Origin of the sequence: Acinetobacter sp. V102_4 (assembly GCF_031799005.1) — a bacterium.
GTDB lineage: Bacteria > Pseudomonadota > Gammaproteobacteria > Pseudomonadales > Moraxellaceae > Acinetobacter > Acinetobacter calcoaceticus.
The window spans coordinates 272,394-287,502 of sequence record NZ_JAVQNR010000053.1; the positions used below are offsets into that span (position 1 = coordinate 272,394).

Consider the following 15,109-nt stretch of genomic DNA (forward strand, 5'->3'; position numbering starts at 1 on the left):
TTACGATAGTTATAGTTAAACAACTTTTCTATGGATTTTAGACATTCGGGGTCATTCATATGTCAACTGCACCCAATAAGCAATCTGCGCTAAAAAAAATTACACGTGGACTCACTGTAGGTACAGTCATTACAGGAAGTACGTTTTTTCATGGTCCACCTGTTTTGGCATTAGGTCTGACCAAGCTATTAAAAAAATCATCGAAAATAGATGAAACCAATATCCAAATTACAAATAGCTGGTTAGGTGTTAATAATTGGTTGATTGATCATGTCTTACCAAATCTAAAATGGGACATTACGATCGATGAGGGACTTGACCTAAATATGCAAGGTCGCTACCTCATGACTTGTAATCACCAAAGTTGGGTAGATACAACGGTAAACCAATATTTTGGTTTAACCCGTATGCCACTCACCCGCTTTTTTACTAAATGGGAACTCATCTTTATTCCTTTTGTTGGGCAAGCATTTAAAATTTTAGGCTTCCCGATGATGAAGCGTCACACCAAAGAACAGGTTGCAAAGAATCCTGAGCTCAAAGACCGTGACATGATGGAAGCACGTAAAGCCTGCGAGCAGCTTTTAAGTCAACCATTTACATTATTAAATTATTTAGAAGGTACTCGTTTTACTCAAGAAAAACATGACCAGCAAAAATCACCATATAAGCATTTACTTAAACCTAAAGCAGGTGGTTTAGCCCTGGCATTAAATATCTTGGGTGACAAAATTGATGCTTTGGTTGACATGACGATTGTCTACCCTAATGGCGTACCTGGATATAGTAATTTCTGGCTAGGTGATGTTTCAAAAATTGCGGTAAATTTGCGTAAAATTGAAATTCCAGATTGGGTTCTTGGTGGAAACTATGAAGATGACGCGGTTTACCGTGAACGTTTCCAACAATGGGTCCATGAAATTTGGACCGAAAAAGATCAACTTATTGAGCAAATAAAATCTCAATATCTCACTACGAACATTTAAGAAAGCACCCGTTATTATGCAAAACAGTTCTGGGAAAAAAACGAAATATCACCATGTCGACCCAAACAGTCTTTCATTTAAGCTGTTTTTGATCTATGACATCTTTATGGTGTTCATTATCATTTTTAACCTGTTCTGTCTGGCTGCAAATTTCTTTTTAATGAGCAGTATTGGGGCATGGTTCTTCGAACACATTCATTTGCCCCAAATTGTGAGCTTTTACCGTAATTCCCTTCACCCATGGGTAATCACATCAGAAGCATGGTTTATTGGTTTTTTAATTGTTGAGTTACTTGTCCGCTGGGGCATTGCGATTATTTATAATCATCATAAACGTTGGTTCTTTTTCCCTTTTATTCACTGGTATGAAATTTTAGCCATTATTCCTCAGCTTCGTTTTTTACGTTTGTTTCGAGCAGGAATTATTGCTTATCGCTTACATGAGCTGGGCTATCCGGTTGTTCCGCCAAGCTGGCGAAAGACAGGTTTGTTTTACTATCGCGTCGTCATGGAAGAGCTGTCTGATCGTGTTGTTATTACGGTAATTGATGGTATTAGATATGAACTTGAAACCAGTTCTAGCCATAAACAAATTATTCACGACTTGGTTAATCATCATCGTGAACAATTTACTGCCACCCTAACAGTATTATTACAAGAGTCTTTAGCCACTGCTTTAAAAGAACAAAAGCCAGCAATTACAAAAGGTGTTGGGAAAATTGTAGATCAAGCTATTATCGATACACCTGAGCTAACCCAGTTATTACGCTTAATTCCTTTAGTGGGTGGTCGCATTGAGCAACAGATTCAAAGTATTGGTCAAAGATTAGGTGAAAATATTAGTGCAGGTTTAATTGAACCTTTAATTGAGGGTTCATCGGCGCACCCAAATCCGACTTATCAATTAATTTCTCAAAAAGTGAGTGAAATAAATATTAATAATCGTCAGCTTGAGCAATTAGTTGAATCTGTTGTGTTCGAGACACTCGAGTCTGTACGAAAACAAGTCAAGGTCAAACAATGGCAACAAACGCTTGCGGAGTATGATCGAATCAAAGAATAAGCATTTACTTAATTTTTTATGAATCTCGCTAGAGAATTGGCACAAATTGTTCTAGCATTTGCCCTATTTACAATAAACTTAACGCTATTACAGCTCGTTTAACGCCTTGAAGGAAGACTTATGGCTGATATACGGATTACCGGCAGAATGGTTAACTTTAGCAGGATAACCTTCGATACCAATGATCATGATGTGATCCGCCAGCAATTATCAAATATATTAAATGAAGGTTCCTATCAGGGAACTTTAGTGATTATTGACAGTACAGTTGAGCAAGAATTAATTGCATTAATTCAACTTCTGGTGAGCTTAGGTTTGCAACCTATGGCGGTAATCGATGGTATTTTAGGAAATGAGGCTCGCGCTATTCAATTCCCTGTTTTACCAGCAGATCAACCATTACAGCGTATTAAAGCCACAACCGAACAAGTCGCGATTGTAGAAAAACCGGCTACCGCTCCTGCCTCGTCTTCAGCAGAAACAAAAAAACCACTAAACAAGATAGCGGTTGCCCATATTACCTCTTATCATGATGAAATTTTGCGTACAGGCCAATCCCTTGTACAAGATAACGGCGATATTATTTTAAAAGCTGGCATGAATAGTGGTTCTGAAGTTATTGCATCAGGAAATATACATATTTATGGCACAGTTCGTGGTAGAGTCATTGCTGGTGCGGGCGGGCACGCAGCTGCACGCATTTTTTGCCAATCTTTAGAGGCTGAGCTCGTTTCCATTGCCGGAACGTATTGTGTCGCAGATGATATCCCTAAACATGTGGTAAAAAAGCCAGTACATATATATTTAAATGAAAAGCAAGAGCTTGAATTTGAAGCGATTGAACTTTAGTTTATTAAGTAAATCACCAAAAAACAGCCCTTTTAAGGGTGAATGACCATAATAGGAGTGGATTCGGTGGCCAAAATTGTTGTCGTAACATCAGGCAAAGGTGGTGTAGGTAAAACTACAACGAGCGCATCTTTTGCAACAGGTTTAGCCCTTCGTGGTCATAAAACTGTTGTGATTGATTTTGATGTAGGCTTACGTAACCTTGATTTGATTATGGGTTGTGAGCGTCGTGTTGTTTATGATTTTGTCAATGTTATTAACAACGAAGCACGTCTGCAGCAAGCCCTTATTCGTGATAAAGATATCGAAAACCTTTATATTTTACCGGCTTCACAAACACGTGATAAAGATGCGTTGAGCGACGAAGGTGTTGCTCGTGTTATTGATGAGCTATCTCAAGAATTTGATTACGTTATTTGTGACTCACCTGCGGGTATTGAACGTGGTGCGATTTTAGCCATGTATCATGCAGATGAAGCAATCATTGTAACGAACCCTGAAATCTCTTCAGTACGTGACTCTGACCGCATTATTGGTATGTTAGATAGCAAAACCAAAAAAGTTGAACAAAACGAAGGACGTATACGTAAACATTTATGTATTACTCGTTTTAACCCTGAACGTGCTGACCGTCAGGAAATGCTAACAATTGATGATATTTCTAAAGATATTCTACGCGTACCGACATTAGGTGTTATTCCAGAATGTCCAAGTGTATTACAAGCATCAAACGAGGGTAAGCCAGTAATTCTATATTCAGAAACTAAAGCTGGTCAGGGTTATGATGATTTGGTTGCACGCTTTCTTGGCGAAGACCGTCCTTATCGACACATCACAGCTCAACCTAAAGGCTGGTTAGCACGACTATTTGGAGCGTAGTTATGGCAGGATTCTGGAGTAAATTATTTAGCAGTGACGAAAAGCCATCAAGTGCTCAAACTGCAAAAGATCGTTTGAAAGTTATTGTTGCTTCTGAACAAGGTTTAGGCCGCCGTTTAAGCCAAGACAAGATTGATCAGATGAAGAAAGAAATCATGCAAGTGGTCAGTCGTTATGTAAGTGGTGTAGGTGAACAGCATATCCAAATGCAGGTTCGCTCTGAAGCAAATATTGAAATGTTAGAAATGAATATCAATTTACCTGAAGAACGATAATTCTATTTCTGACTATTCAATAAAACAGAATCAAGGCAAAATAACGCAAGTTATTTTGCCTTTTTTAAAACTGAGGAGATTGTCATGGCATTATCACAGCCAGCAACTTTCAATGAAGAATGGTCCGATGAGCGTGTTTTTGCCTACCTCAACCAACTTCCGCCAACGGGTGTGAACGCAGATTTTCATGTGCTCTACCATGCATTCAAACATATGCGTCCAACAGACTATGAACGTCTTTTGACTCAATTTATTGCGGACGGACGCGATATTAATGCCAAAGACCCGGAAGGCCAACGCATCCATGATGTGATTGCCAAATTTCCGCGTCAATCGGCACCCTTTTTAGAAGTTCTAGCAAAGTTTGCCTAGCTTTTCTATTTGAATAAGGCTGCATAATCTATCTTAGTAAAATTTAAGAGATAGATTATGTGGTTTATTCAATTACCTAAATTATTTACATTTATTACAAATAATCTTAAAGTCATCAACACCATTTTATTCTAAATATAAATTTATGAACCCAGAACATATTAATTTAAAACAAACACAATCCATCCAATCAAATCATATAGAAAATTTAAAAATTATTAGCGCTAATAAATTTATCTTTCTATCCTTAATTTCCTTAGGCTTATATCCAATTTGGTGGATATTTAAAGCATGGCGATTTTTTCTAATCAAAGATAAATTAAATATTATGCCCGCTGCTCGTGCAATTTTTTCTATATTCTTTTTATATTCTCTATTTAATCACATAAAAACCTATGCAAAAGAACAAGGGTATACTAATAATTTCTCTTCAAGTTGGATGTACTTAGCATATCTAATTACATTTTTACTGGTTTACTTACCTGATCCTTATTGGCTTATCTCTCTCTGCCAAATTATATTTTTAATACCAGCATTTAAAGCACTCAACTATGCACAAAAACAATTAGAAACAACAATTGAGCAGGAAAAATTTAATACGCCTCAAATCATTTTAACTATTATAGGATCTATCATGTGGCTACTGATTTTTATCAGTTTTTTTATATAAACCCAATACAAGCAATCTAAAAATTTAATCATTAAAAAGGCCTCTTCAAGAGGCCTTTCTCTTATCTAGACTTATCGATTACCAATCAGGAAAATACCAAACACAGTAAAAATACCGCCTGAAATACCATCAATCCATTTTGAAAAATTACGATAAGCTGATCTAAAACTCGGTAACGAAAAAATAAAAGTTACAAAGCAGAACCATAAAATCGTTTCAACAGTGACAATAATAAACAGTAACCAATGAACCTGATCAAGTTGAGGATTGGCTAGAAATAAAGAGAAAACACTACCAAAATAAATAACAGCTTTAGGATTTGATAGATTCGTTATAAGACCTTTAATAAAAAATAAATAAGGTGCTTTGGGCAGCTCGACAGCAACAACATCTTCTTGTTGATTTTTTGAAAATGCTGAACGTAACATCTGATAGCCCAGCCAACATAGATATAAGCCACCAGCAATGAGTAAACCTTGCTTTAACCAAGCCATTTTCTCAAAAATAAGATTTAATCCCATCAGTGCCAAACAAGCCCAAAACATAACACCTGCTGTTATGCCAGCAACCACTAACATAGCGTCCTTACGTGATCGACTAATCGCTGTTTGAGATACAAGGAAAAAATCAGGCCCTGGAGTAATAAGTGCACAAAAATGGATAAAAGCTAAAGTAATTAGAGCAAGTAACATGTTTTCCTCCAGATTTAATTCATTGTTATTTATTTAGGAAAAATACATTAGCATTTTTTACTATACGATAAAATCTTTAAGTCATTTTATGGAAATTTTTATTTAAATCATAAAAAAAGCCTCCGAAGAGGCTTTTTAGCTATTTCATATTAAACCAATATATCTCGCTTACCATTAGGGCCCATTGCGCTCACAATGCCGTTCTCTTCCATTTGGTCAATGATACGAGCAGCACGGTTATAACCAAGGCTAAATTTACGCTGTAGCGATGAAGTAGAAGCTTTTCTTGTTTCTAAAACAAATGAAACACATTGGTCATAAAGTGCATCACGGTCAGAACCACCCTCACCCTCTTCAAAACCACGTGAAGTTTGTTCTTCATCAAATGGAGTCAAGATTTCGTCGACATAATCCGGTTCACCACGTTCACGCCAAGCATCACAAATGCGGTTTACTTCATCATCACTAATGAATGCACCATGCACACGCTCAGGCTCGATTTTACCAGGCCCCAAGAACAGCATATCACCATGGCCTAACAGATCTTCTGCACCACCTGCATCCAAAATCGTACGCGAGTCAATTTTACTGTTTACACGTAATGCGACACGCGTTGGAATATTGGCTTTAATCAAACCCGTGATCACATCAACAGATGGGCGTTGAGTTGCAAGCAATAGGTGAATACCAGCAGCACGAGATTTTTGCGCTAAACGCGTAATCATTTCTTCCGCTTTTTTACCGACCTGCATAATCATGTCGGCAAACTCATCTGCCACAATCACAATAGATGGTAACGGTGTTAAACGAGGCGCACGTTCTTGTGTTACCGAGTCACTTGGTTTCCAAGTTGGATCAATTAGATCTTCTCCATTCGCAATTGCTTCTTCAACTTTACGGTTGTAGTCACTTAATTTACGAATTTTAAGAAATGACATCAGCTTATAACGACGTTCCATCTCATTCACACACCAGTTCAACGCGCTTACTGCATCTTTCATGTCAGTAACAACTGGAGTTAATAAATGTGGAATATCATTATAGTTTGCAAGTTCTAGCTGTTTTGGATCGATTAAAATCAAACGCAACTGGTCGGGTGTATATTTAAGCAACATCGATAAAATCATCGAGTTTACCGCAACCGATTTACCCGAACCTGTTGTACCAGCAACTAACATGTGTGGTGCTTTCGCTAAATCAGTTAATACAGGATTACCTGAAATATCTTTACCCATTGCCATACTGATTAATGCGCTTGGATCTCGATAGGTTGGCGTTTCCAATAGCTCAATCAAACGTACCATTTCACGGGCACTGTTTGGCACTTCAATACCAATATATGGTTTACCAGGAATAACCTCTACCACACGCACAGAAGCCATCGACATTGAACGGGCTAAATCACGCGAGATATTCGTTACCTTAGATGCTTTAACACCCGGTGCCAAATCTAATTCGAAACGGGTGACTACTGGCCCTGGTTGAGCTTCAACGACTTGAGCCTTAACATTAAATTCTTGTAACTTAATTTCAAGTAATTCAGATAAGCGCGAAAGCTGCTCTTCAGTGAAGTTAACTTTCTTATTCGGATCAACCCTATCGAGTAGATCAAGACCTGGCAAAGTTGGTAAATCCAAACGCTTCTTGGCAACCTGCATTGCACGAGACATTGGTCGACCAGCTGCATCTGTTAATGGTGCATCTAAATCGAAATCATCTTCATCAATATCAGGATTTTCCTGAGGTTTCCCTGCGGTTTCCTGCCAAGCCTCAATAAACTCTTCTTTTGAAAGTTTATCGGCCTGAATAGTCGTTTGAATAGGAGCTTTTACAAATGCTGAAGACTGAGCATAACTGCTTGCTCTTACAGGTTCTACTGGCGCAATATCTTCATCTATTAATAAATCATCAAAGTCTTCAAAAACTTGTTCGTTTGCTAAATTTTTAGGTGACTGGTTTACATTCGATAAAGGTGAAGAAGTTTCTTTCGCAATATTCACCGATTGCGAAGTAGGTTCTACATCTACATGTTGCTCTTGAACAAATGGTGTATGCACATCTGTTGCAGTTTTGCTGTTTGGAACCGCAGCAAGTAATTCATCAAAAATCTCATCATCATTCCAATCAAGACCATGTAAGTCTTGTTTAGGTGTAGGTTGAGTTTGATGAACTTGAGAAATTGTTTGCTGGAATTGCTCATGAGCAGGAGCTTGTTCTGTTGAATCATCAGCTGCTCTCAAAAGTGCATCAATTTCTTGCTTATGGCTCGCATCATCACGTTGTAAAGCCCGCCATACCTCACCAGTAGCAACTAAACGTTGGCTGTCTTTTTCAAGCTTATGGGCTTGTTCAAGTGTATGCTCGAAGTTTTGAGTATTTGCAACTGGTGTATCAACTACGGGTTCAGGTCGGCTCTGCTCTTTTGCTAATACATCGGCAAATAAACGCTCAGCAACCGCATCATGTCGTGTTGCCGCAGATTGTGGTTGAGTACTTTCAGATTGGACTGATGCTACTTTCTCATTTGAAGCATTTGTCTCTGCATTTTCTGCTTCTGCAACTTTAACCGCGGCTGCTTTATTAGCTGGCTGAGTTGTTAAATCATAATCCGATTCGTTCGGTGATACGTTTTTATAAAATAAATCTTGTAAATAACTTGGTGTAGCTTTAAGCGTAATCCATGTTTTGCTCCATTGCACCCCAAATGCAAGAGTAAACAAGACCACTCCGAAAACCAGTAAAAATAAGGTCGCACCGTAAATTGTTAGCAATTGAGATAAGCTCTGACCTAACTCGTAACCAATAATTCCCCCAGCTGCATTATCTAAAGTATCAGCAGGCACACTCCAGTGTAAATAAAGTAGGCTAGACACAACCAGAATTAAAAAGAATTGTGCAGCATAACGAAATGGGCGGTTTAAAAAACTACGCGGCCACCACACCTGAATTGCTTCAATGAAAAGGAAAATTGGAATAAGCAAACTTGCCCATCCTAAAAAACCAAACAGCAAATCTGCAATCCATGCACCAGCAATACCACTTGCATTGGATACTTGCTGAGTATCACTGGAAATATGCATCCAGCCCGGGTCAAATGGTGTATATGTTACTGTTGCCAGAAACATATAAATGCCAAAAGAAACCAAGAATAATGTCATCAATAAGCGCTGTGCATAAACACTCGACACCGCAGTCATATACTGTCCTGTAACCCATTTAATTATTGGTTTAGAGATGTGAAGAACTACACTTAGATCTTCAACGAATGAACTTTATATTATGCACCTGTTCTTACAAAAAAGGTGCATGATTCTTTACAGTTGTTGTTAACATGAGCCACTTCTATATTGTTATATAACTTAATTCGATTGACCTGATCAATATTATCTACATTGATTTCACGCTATTGATCGACAAATTCACGTATAATTTTCAAAATTCTCGAAATTAATAAGGATACCCTCAATGAGTGCTCGTCATTCTCGGTTAATTATTCTCGGTTCTGGTCCTGCTGGTTATAGTGCAGCTGTCTATGCGGCACGTGCCAACCTTAAACCTACTTTAATTGCAGGTTTACAACTAGGTGGCCAACTTACAACAACAACCGAAGTTGACAACTGGCCGGGTGATCCTGAAGGTTTAACAGGTCCTGCATTAATGGATCGTATGCAAGCACATGCTGAACGCTTTGGTACAGAACTCGTCTATGACCATATTAACGAAGTGGACTTAAATGTACGTCCTTTTGTTCTTAAAGGTGATATGGAAGAGTACACATGTGACGCTTTGATTATTGCAACTGGTGCTACGGCTCAGTACCTTGGTCTAGAGTCTGAACAGAAATTTATGGGCCAAGGCGTAAGTGCCTGTGCAACATGTGATGGTTTCTTCTACAAAAATCAAAAAGTGATGGTTGTAGGTGGTGGTAACACTGCAGTTGAAGAAGCGCTTTATTTATCAAATATTGCTGCACATGTAACGCTAGTACACCGCCGTGATAGCTTACGTTCTGAAAAGATTTTGCAAGATCATTTATTTGCCAAAGAAAAAGAAGGCAAAATCAGCATCATCTGGAATCATGAAGTTGAAGAAGTATTGGGTGACAATACTGGCGTAACAAGTGTTCGCCTTAAATCAACTCAAGATGACTCTAAGCAAGACGTACAGGTTCACGGTCTATTCGTTGCAATCGGTCATAAACCGAACACTGCAATGTTTGATGGTCAATTAAACTTACGTGATGGCTATATTCAAGTGCAAAGCGGCACTTCAGGTAATGCAACAGCAACGTCTGTAGCTGGTGTTTTTGCTGCTGGTGACGTAGCTGACAGTATTTATCGTCAAGCCATTACTTCTGCTGGGTCAGGTTGTATGGCGGCACTTGATGCTGAAAAATATTTAGATAATCTCGGTTAATTCAATTAGCACAAAAGACATTCAATGCTCTATTGAATGTCTTTTTTAATAGTGTTTTATTTCATCCTATTTTCAAAATGCTCCAAATGCGTAAAACGTCCCGACCTCTTCTGATATTGGTCAATCTGAGGAACTAACCGTTGAAAGTGTTCAGACTGGACATGTCGATCTAATGCAGCTCGATCTACCCATTCTTCAATAAAAACAAAATGTCCTAAATTTTTATATCATGATATAAATCGTACGCAATACACCCTTCTTCACATCTCGTTTTTTCAACGAGTTCTTGATAAAGCGGCAAAACAAAATCAATTTTTTTAATATCAATAAAATCTTCTGCAATAAGTTTTAGCATTAAGTAAACCTTTTCTTTTCATTCCGTCATGCTAAAGATGAACAATAAAAATTGTCAATGAAGCTCAGTTACGTTAATTTTGAATCATTCTATTTCATTTTATCTTCTATGCAGAAACTTCCACTTTCTCAATTCATTTTCCCTGACCCCATTGAATCTGATCCGGATGGTCATGGTTTAATTTGTATTGGTGCTGATCTCTCCCCTTCTACTCTCTATGAAGCGTACACCCATGGATTATTTCCGTGGTTTAATGAAGATGAGCCCATTTGTTGGTGGAGTCCCGAACCTCGTTGTGTTATCTACCCTCAGAATTACAAGCCGAGCAAGTCACTACTTAGAAATATGAAAAAATATGACTATGCGATTACGGTAAATCATGCCTTTGAAGAAGTTATTCGTTCATGTTCTCTACCAAGAAGTTATGCAGACGAAACATGGATTAGCGAAGATATTATTCAGGGCTACTGTGAGATGTTTAAAGCTGGCTATGGATATAGTGTGGAGGTTTGGGAACAAGATAAACTTGTTGGAGGTTTGTACGGCATTACGATTGGCAAAGGATGCTTCGGTGAGTCAATGTTTAGCAATGAAACAGATGTTTCAAAAATGGCTTTTTACACATTAATGCTGATTGGACAAGAAAATCAGCTCCCTTGGGTAGACTGTCAACTTGTAAATAGTCACTTAATTAGCTTGGGCGCTTGTACACTTTCTCGTCAAGACTACTTAAAATCGTTACAAGATGTAATTATTCACCCCTCTATCAATTGGAAAAAGTATCAAGAACGTGTATTTTCAAGTAAAACAATAGCATTAGATGCAAAATTAATGGAATGATAACAGGAGGGACCAATCATGAAATCATATCACCCGAAGTCCCTTTTAAATGATCTGCAGTATTATATTACTCCACCTCATGATTGCAGCTACCTAGAAAATAAATCGGCGCGCATGGTGTTTTTAGACCCTATTCATCGGATTGATGTGGTCACTCTTTCAGAACTTTCTCGTTTAGGATTTCGTCGTAGCGGTGACTTCGTTTATCGCCCTGAATGCCATTTATGTAGACAATGTTTGTCTTGTCGTGTTCCAGTTGCCGACTTCCAAATGAATGGAATTCAAAAAAAAGCATGGAAACGAAATCAAGACCTCACCATGACTGTTCTGCCCACTCAGCAAGCGGCACAAATTCATTACGATTTATATGAACGCTATATTAATGAACGCCATGCTGATGGTGATATGTTTCCACCTAGCTTAGATCAGTTTGAAAAGTTTTTAGTACATAGTTGTACAGATAGCTTTTTTCTTGAGCTTTGGAAAGATAGCCGTTTAATCAGTGTGTCTACCTGCGATCTAATGGATGATGGGCTATCTGCGGTTTATACTTTCTTCGACCCAGATGAGCACCGAAGATCACTTGGTGTGTACTCAATTCTTAACCAAATCGAATATGTTAAATCGCTTGGTTTAGAATATCTTTATTTAGGTTATTGGGTGCCCCACTCAGCCAAAATGAATTATAAATCGCAATATACCCCTTTAGAACTTCTATTAGATGGACAATGGCGCCGTTTAAACAGATCCTTATCACCAGAAGAAATTCAACAGTTAGGTACCTCTCTGATGACCACATTACCTTCTGAATGGAATAATTTAATTATTAAATGATTTTAATCCTGTCTTTTTGTTTGGTCAGCAACTAGACAGGTGTTTTAAAACAACGATGCAAAATCGTCGGTACAGGTTTTTACCATAATTACAGCATGTTCACGCCCACCTTCTTGGGTAGGATAATAATTGCGACGTAGATCTATTTGGTGAAAACCTGTTTTCTCATACAGAGCAATAGCTGCTTTATTACTTTCACGAACTTCTAAAAATATTTGTACGGGCTGATTTTTTAACTGATCAATTGATGCATTTAATAATTCATATCCTAGGCCTTGTCCTTGCATTTTAGGATCAACTGCCATGAGTAATAGATTCGCTTCATCTAGCACTGGCTGTAAAATACAAAATCCAACTACTCTATCTTGTGACTCAATGACTGTACATTGATAGGAATTCAGAGATTCTACAAATTGCTGTCTTGACCATGGATGTGTTTGCACTGATTTTTCGATTTGTACAACAATATCAATATCAGTGTTTTGCATAGTACGAATCATGAGTTCCAACACAATCAGAGTTTTAAAGGAATGCGTATTATAAAAACTTCACAAGAAAAAACGAGCAAAAAAAAGGACAATTAAATTGTCCTTTTTATCGTTCTTTTTAAAGACCTAACTTTTCACGCCAAGTTGCCAGCAATGCTGTAGTGTCAGAATCATTTGGATGAAACTTTGGTCTTAAGAAATCAAGTAACTCTGGAATCTGGCGGGTCATAAAACCTTTACGTCCATACATGAACTTAAGCATGTATTTAGTATCTTTCAATGTTAATTTTCCATCGGTTTTTAATAACTTGGCAGTAAAATGTGTCTGCGTTGCAAAAATTAATGCCATTGCAATGATTAAAGCCGTTGAACGCATAAAATAAGCTTTTAGTCCTTGTCCATACATACTTGTATACACATCAAATGCGACAGCTTTATGCTCATTTTCTTCTACGGCATGCCACATCCACAAATGATACATCGTGTCATCTTGGAACATCGCTTGAATTTCGGGATTTTGTAAAAGTTCAGCTGCAATAGTCGAAGTGAAATGCTCTAAAGCACACGTTCCGGTCAGATCAATCATTTCTTTGGTATAACCAAAAGGTTTCATTAATTTGGTCATAACAGCTGTACCCATCTTAATGACAGTACCTGTCTGCTTTTCCATATGACGAACATCATATCCGTAAGCTTGCGCTGAAGCATTAAAAGCAAGATGCTCTTTTGAATGCATAGCTTCTTGGCCAATAAAGGCGCTAATTTCTTTTTGAAGATCGGGATCGGCAAGTTTTGGGTCATTTCGCACAGCACGCGTGCTATTTACAAAGAACTGTTCACCTTCAGGAAAAAGGGCCGATAATGCTGTCATAAAATGGGTTAATCCTGCATCATAATTTGCCCAATAACGAGGGACCTGAGCAAATTCAAAGTCCATACGACGAACAGGGAAACTAGCACCAGCACGATTGGAAATATTTACTTTAGCATTCATCTCAGACTCCTTTTAAGTGAATAGCTAATTCACATATAACTTTATTTATTTTCTTAATATTTATAATCATACGTCTTTCAATGTGCCAATTAAGTGCAGATGAGGACAGAGAAATATCAGATGAGGTCATTAATCACCCCATAAAGGTGCATAGATCTGCTAATCGTTATTGTTAGTACTTAAAAAGAAAAAGGGCTACCAATGAGCCCTTTCAAATCAACATAGATTTAAATTACAAACCTAATTTTGCTTTCCATGTTTTCAATAGACCTACTGTATCCAAATCATTTGGATGAAAACCAGGCTTAAAGTAAGCCAGCATTTCTTTAGCCATGCCAGTAATGATACCTTTCGATGGGCTATATGCGTATTTATAAATCACAGATAGCTCATCCAAATTTAACTTTTTATCTTGCTTTAATAGACGAAGTACAAAAGAAGACTGAATCAAGAAAATCAAAGTCATCGCAAATACTAAAGAGCTTGTACGTAATGCATAAGCTTTTACGCCTTTACCAAATACACCTTCGTACACATCAAAAGCTACGGCTTTATGCTCATTTTCTTCGATAGCATGCCAATACCACATCGTTGACATGGTTTCATCTGTCATCAACTCTTGAATATGCTTATTGACTAATAGCTGTGAAGCAATCGTAGCGGTAAAATGTTCAAGTGCTGTTGTAGCAGTCAGGTCAACCATTTCTTTTGTCAGGCCAAATGGTTTGACAATTTTTACAAAAGCTTGAATTGCTGCTTGAATCGCTGTATCAGTAAACTTCTCTAACGCTTCAACGTCGTGACCAAACTTTTGAGCAGAGGCATTAAAATTCACATGCTCTTGAGTATGCATTGCTTCTTGCCCAATGAAAGCACTAATCTCTTTCTGAAGCTCTTTATCATCTTTAATAGAGGGGTGATAACGTACAGCCCGTACACTATCAATAAAGAATTTTTCACCTGCCGGAAACAACGCCGACAATGCTGTCATAAAGTGTGTTAGTCCAGCAGAACCATTCATCCAATATTCTGGTACATCATTAAAGTCAAAGTTCATACGACGTACAGGAAAGCTTGCCCCTGCACGATTAGTAATATTCACTTTAGCATTCATACCCAAAGCTCCTTAATAAGTAACCCAAGTTACTCAAACTTTATTGTTCGTTTTCTTGATTCTTATCATACAAATTTAATAAAAAGGATTAAGTGTAAATAAGGACATTGAAATATCAGTTAAGGCCAGCTTTTATCATGATTGTTAGACAATTAAATATAAAAAAAGCGCTCTAAAAAGAGCGCTTTTTTTTCACTGAAAGTGATTATGCAGTTACTTTCGCAACAACACCAGCACCTACAGTACGACCACCTTCACGGATCGCAAAACGTAGACCTGGGT

At 37.8% G+C, this 15,109-nt stretch carries 15 protein-coding genes and 2 pseudogenes; 10 read left to right on the forward strand and 7 right to left on the reverse strand.

Annotation, left to right across the window (positions count from 1 at the left end):
- Positions 1–59 precede the first annotated feature (59 nt).
- The 7 genes from RMB13_RS21685 to RMB13_RS21715 all read left to right on the forward strand — a co-directional run bounded on the left by RMB13_RS21685 (position 60) and on the right by RMB13_RS21715 (position 5,094).
- Entirely contained in the window at positions 60–986 is a 927-nt protein-coding gene (locus RMB13_RS21685) for an acyltransferase (protein ID WP_005042645.1), read from the forward strand.
- A 16-nt stretch (positions 987–1,002) separates the two neighbouring features.
- Positions 1,003–2,049 carry a preprotein translocase subunit SecA gene (locus RMB13_RS21690; protein WP_311086335.1) on the forward strand — a complete coding sequence of 349 codons (1,047 nt, stop codon included), beginning with the start codon at positions 1,003–1,005 and terminating at the stop codon, positions 2,047–2,049.
- A 120-nt stretch (positions 2,050–2,169) separates the two neighbouring features.
- Positions 2,170–2,898, forward strand: a complete 729-nt coding sequence (gene minC, locus RMB13_RS21695) for a septum site-determining protein MinC (RefSeq protein ID WP_311086336.1) — start codon at positions 2,170–2,172, stop codon at positions 2,896–2,898.
- Between the two features lie 66 nt (positions 2,899–2,964).
- A complete protein-coding gene (minD, locus tag RMB13_RS21700) occupies positions 2,965–3,777 on the forward strand; it encodes a septum site-determining protein MinD (RefSeq protein WP_004641647.1) in 813 nt (270 codons plus the stop codon).
- 2 nt (positions 3,778–3,779) lie between these two features.
- Positions 3,780–4,052, forward strand: a complete 273-nt coding sequence (gene minE, locus RMB13_RS21705; protein ID WP_003653273.1) for a cell division topological specificity factor MinE — start codon at positions 3,780–3,782, stop codon at positions 4,050–4,052.
- An 84-nt stretch (positions 4,053–4,136) separates the two neighbouring features.
- A complete protein-coding gene (locus RMB13_RS21710) occupies positions 4,137–4,424 on the forward strand; it encodes a PA4642 family protein (RefSeq protein ID WP_005048600.1) in 288 nt (95 codons plus the stop codon).
- 145 nt (positions 4,425–4,569) lie between these two features.
- The gene (locus tag RMB13_RS21715) at positions 4,570–5,094 is read left to right on the forward strand and encodes a hypothetical protein (RefSeq protein ID WP_311086337.1); all 525 of its coding nucleotides are present in this window, start codon (positions 4,570–4,572) and stop codon (positions 5,092–5,094) included.
- A 71-nt stretch (positions 5,095–5,165) separates the two neighbouring features.
- On the opposite strand, the gene rhtC is transcribed toward RMB13_RS21715, so the two are convergent.
- Together rhtC and RMB13_RS21725 are read right to left on the reverse strand one after the other, a co-directional pair.
- On the reverse strand, positions 5,166–5,786 hold the full coding sequence (gene rhtC, locus RMB13_RS21720; protein WP_004641642.1) for a threonine export protein RhtC: 621 nt from the start codon (positions 5,784–5,786) through the stop codon (positions 5,166–5,168).
- Between the two features lie 149 nt (positions 5,787–5,935).
- Complete coding sequence (locus RMB13_RS21725) at positions 5,936–8,983, reverse strand: DNA translocase FtsK 4TM domain-containing protein (RefSeq protein WP_311086338.1); 3,048 nt, start codon at positions 8,981–8,983, stop codon at positions 5,936–5,938.
- 268 nt (positions 8,984–9,251) lie between these two features.
- Between RMB13_RS21725 and trxB the strand changes: the two genes are divergently transcribed.
- Positions 9,252–10,202 (forward strand): thioredoxin-disulfide reductase, encoded by a 951-nt coding sequence (trxB, locus tag RMB13_RS21730; RefSeq protein WP_311086339.1) that lies wholly within the window; start codon positions 9,252–9,254, stop codon positions 10,200–10,202.
- Positions 10,203–10,258: 56 nt separating this feature from the next.
- On the opposite strand, the pseudogene RMB13_RS21735 reads toward trxB, so the two are convergent.
- Positions 10,259–10,557: pseudogene (locus RMB13_RS21735) on the reverse strand (putative quinol monooxygenase).
- A 108-nt stretch (positions 10,558–10,665) separates the two neighbouring features.
- Between RMB13_RS21735 and aat the strand changes: the two are divergent.
- Together aat and RMB13_RS21745 are read left to right on the forward strand one after the other, a co-directional pair.
- Entirely contained in the window at positions 10,666–11,397 is a 732-nt protein-coding gene (gene aat, locus RMB13_RS21740) for a leucyl/phenylalanyl-tRNA--protein transferase (protein ID WP_205470144.1), read from the forward strand.
- Positions 11,398–11,415: 18 nt separating this feature from the next.
- Positions 11,416–12,231 carry an arginyltransferase gene (locus RMB13_RS21745; protein ID WP_311086340.1) on the forward strand — a complete coding sequence of 272 codons (816 nt, stop codon included), beginning with the start codon at positions 11,416–11,418 and terminating at the stop codon, positions 12,229–12,231.
- Between the two features lie 44 nt (positions 12,232–12,275).
- Here the strand turns inward: RMB13_RS21745 and rimI are convergent, their stop codons facing one another.
- The 4 genes and pseudogenes from rimI to RMB13_RS21765 all read right to left on the reverse strand — a co-directional run.
- Positions 12,276–12,731, reverse strand: a complete 456-nt coding sequence (gene rimI / locus RMB13_RS21750; RefSeq protein ID WP_311086341.1) for a ribosomal protein S18-alanine N-acetyltransferase — start codon at positions 12,729–12,731, stop codon at positions 12,276–12,278.
- 106 nt (positions 12,732–12,837) lie between these two features.
- The gene (locus tag RMB13_RS21755) at positions 12,838–13,713 is read right to left on the reverse strand and encodes a metal-dependent hydrolase (RefSeq protein WP_311086342.1); all 876 of its coding nucleotides are present in this window, start codon (positions 13,711–13,713) and stop codon (positions 12,838–12,840) included.
- A gap of 232 nt (positions 13,714–13,945) precedes the next feature.
- A complete protein-coding gene (locus RMB13_RS21760; protein ID WP_311086343.1) occupies positions 13,946–14,827 on the reverse strand; it encodes a metal-dependent hydrolase in 882 nt (293 codons plus the stop codon).
- Positions 14,828–15,032: 205 nt separating this feature from the next.
- Positions 15,033–15,109 (reverse strand): annotated as a pseudogene (locus tag RMB13_RS21765) (elongation factor Tu); the annotation flags it as partial.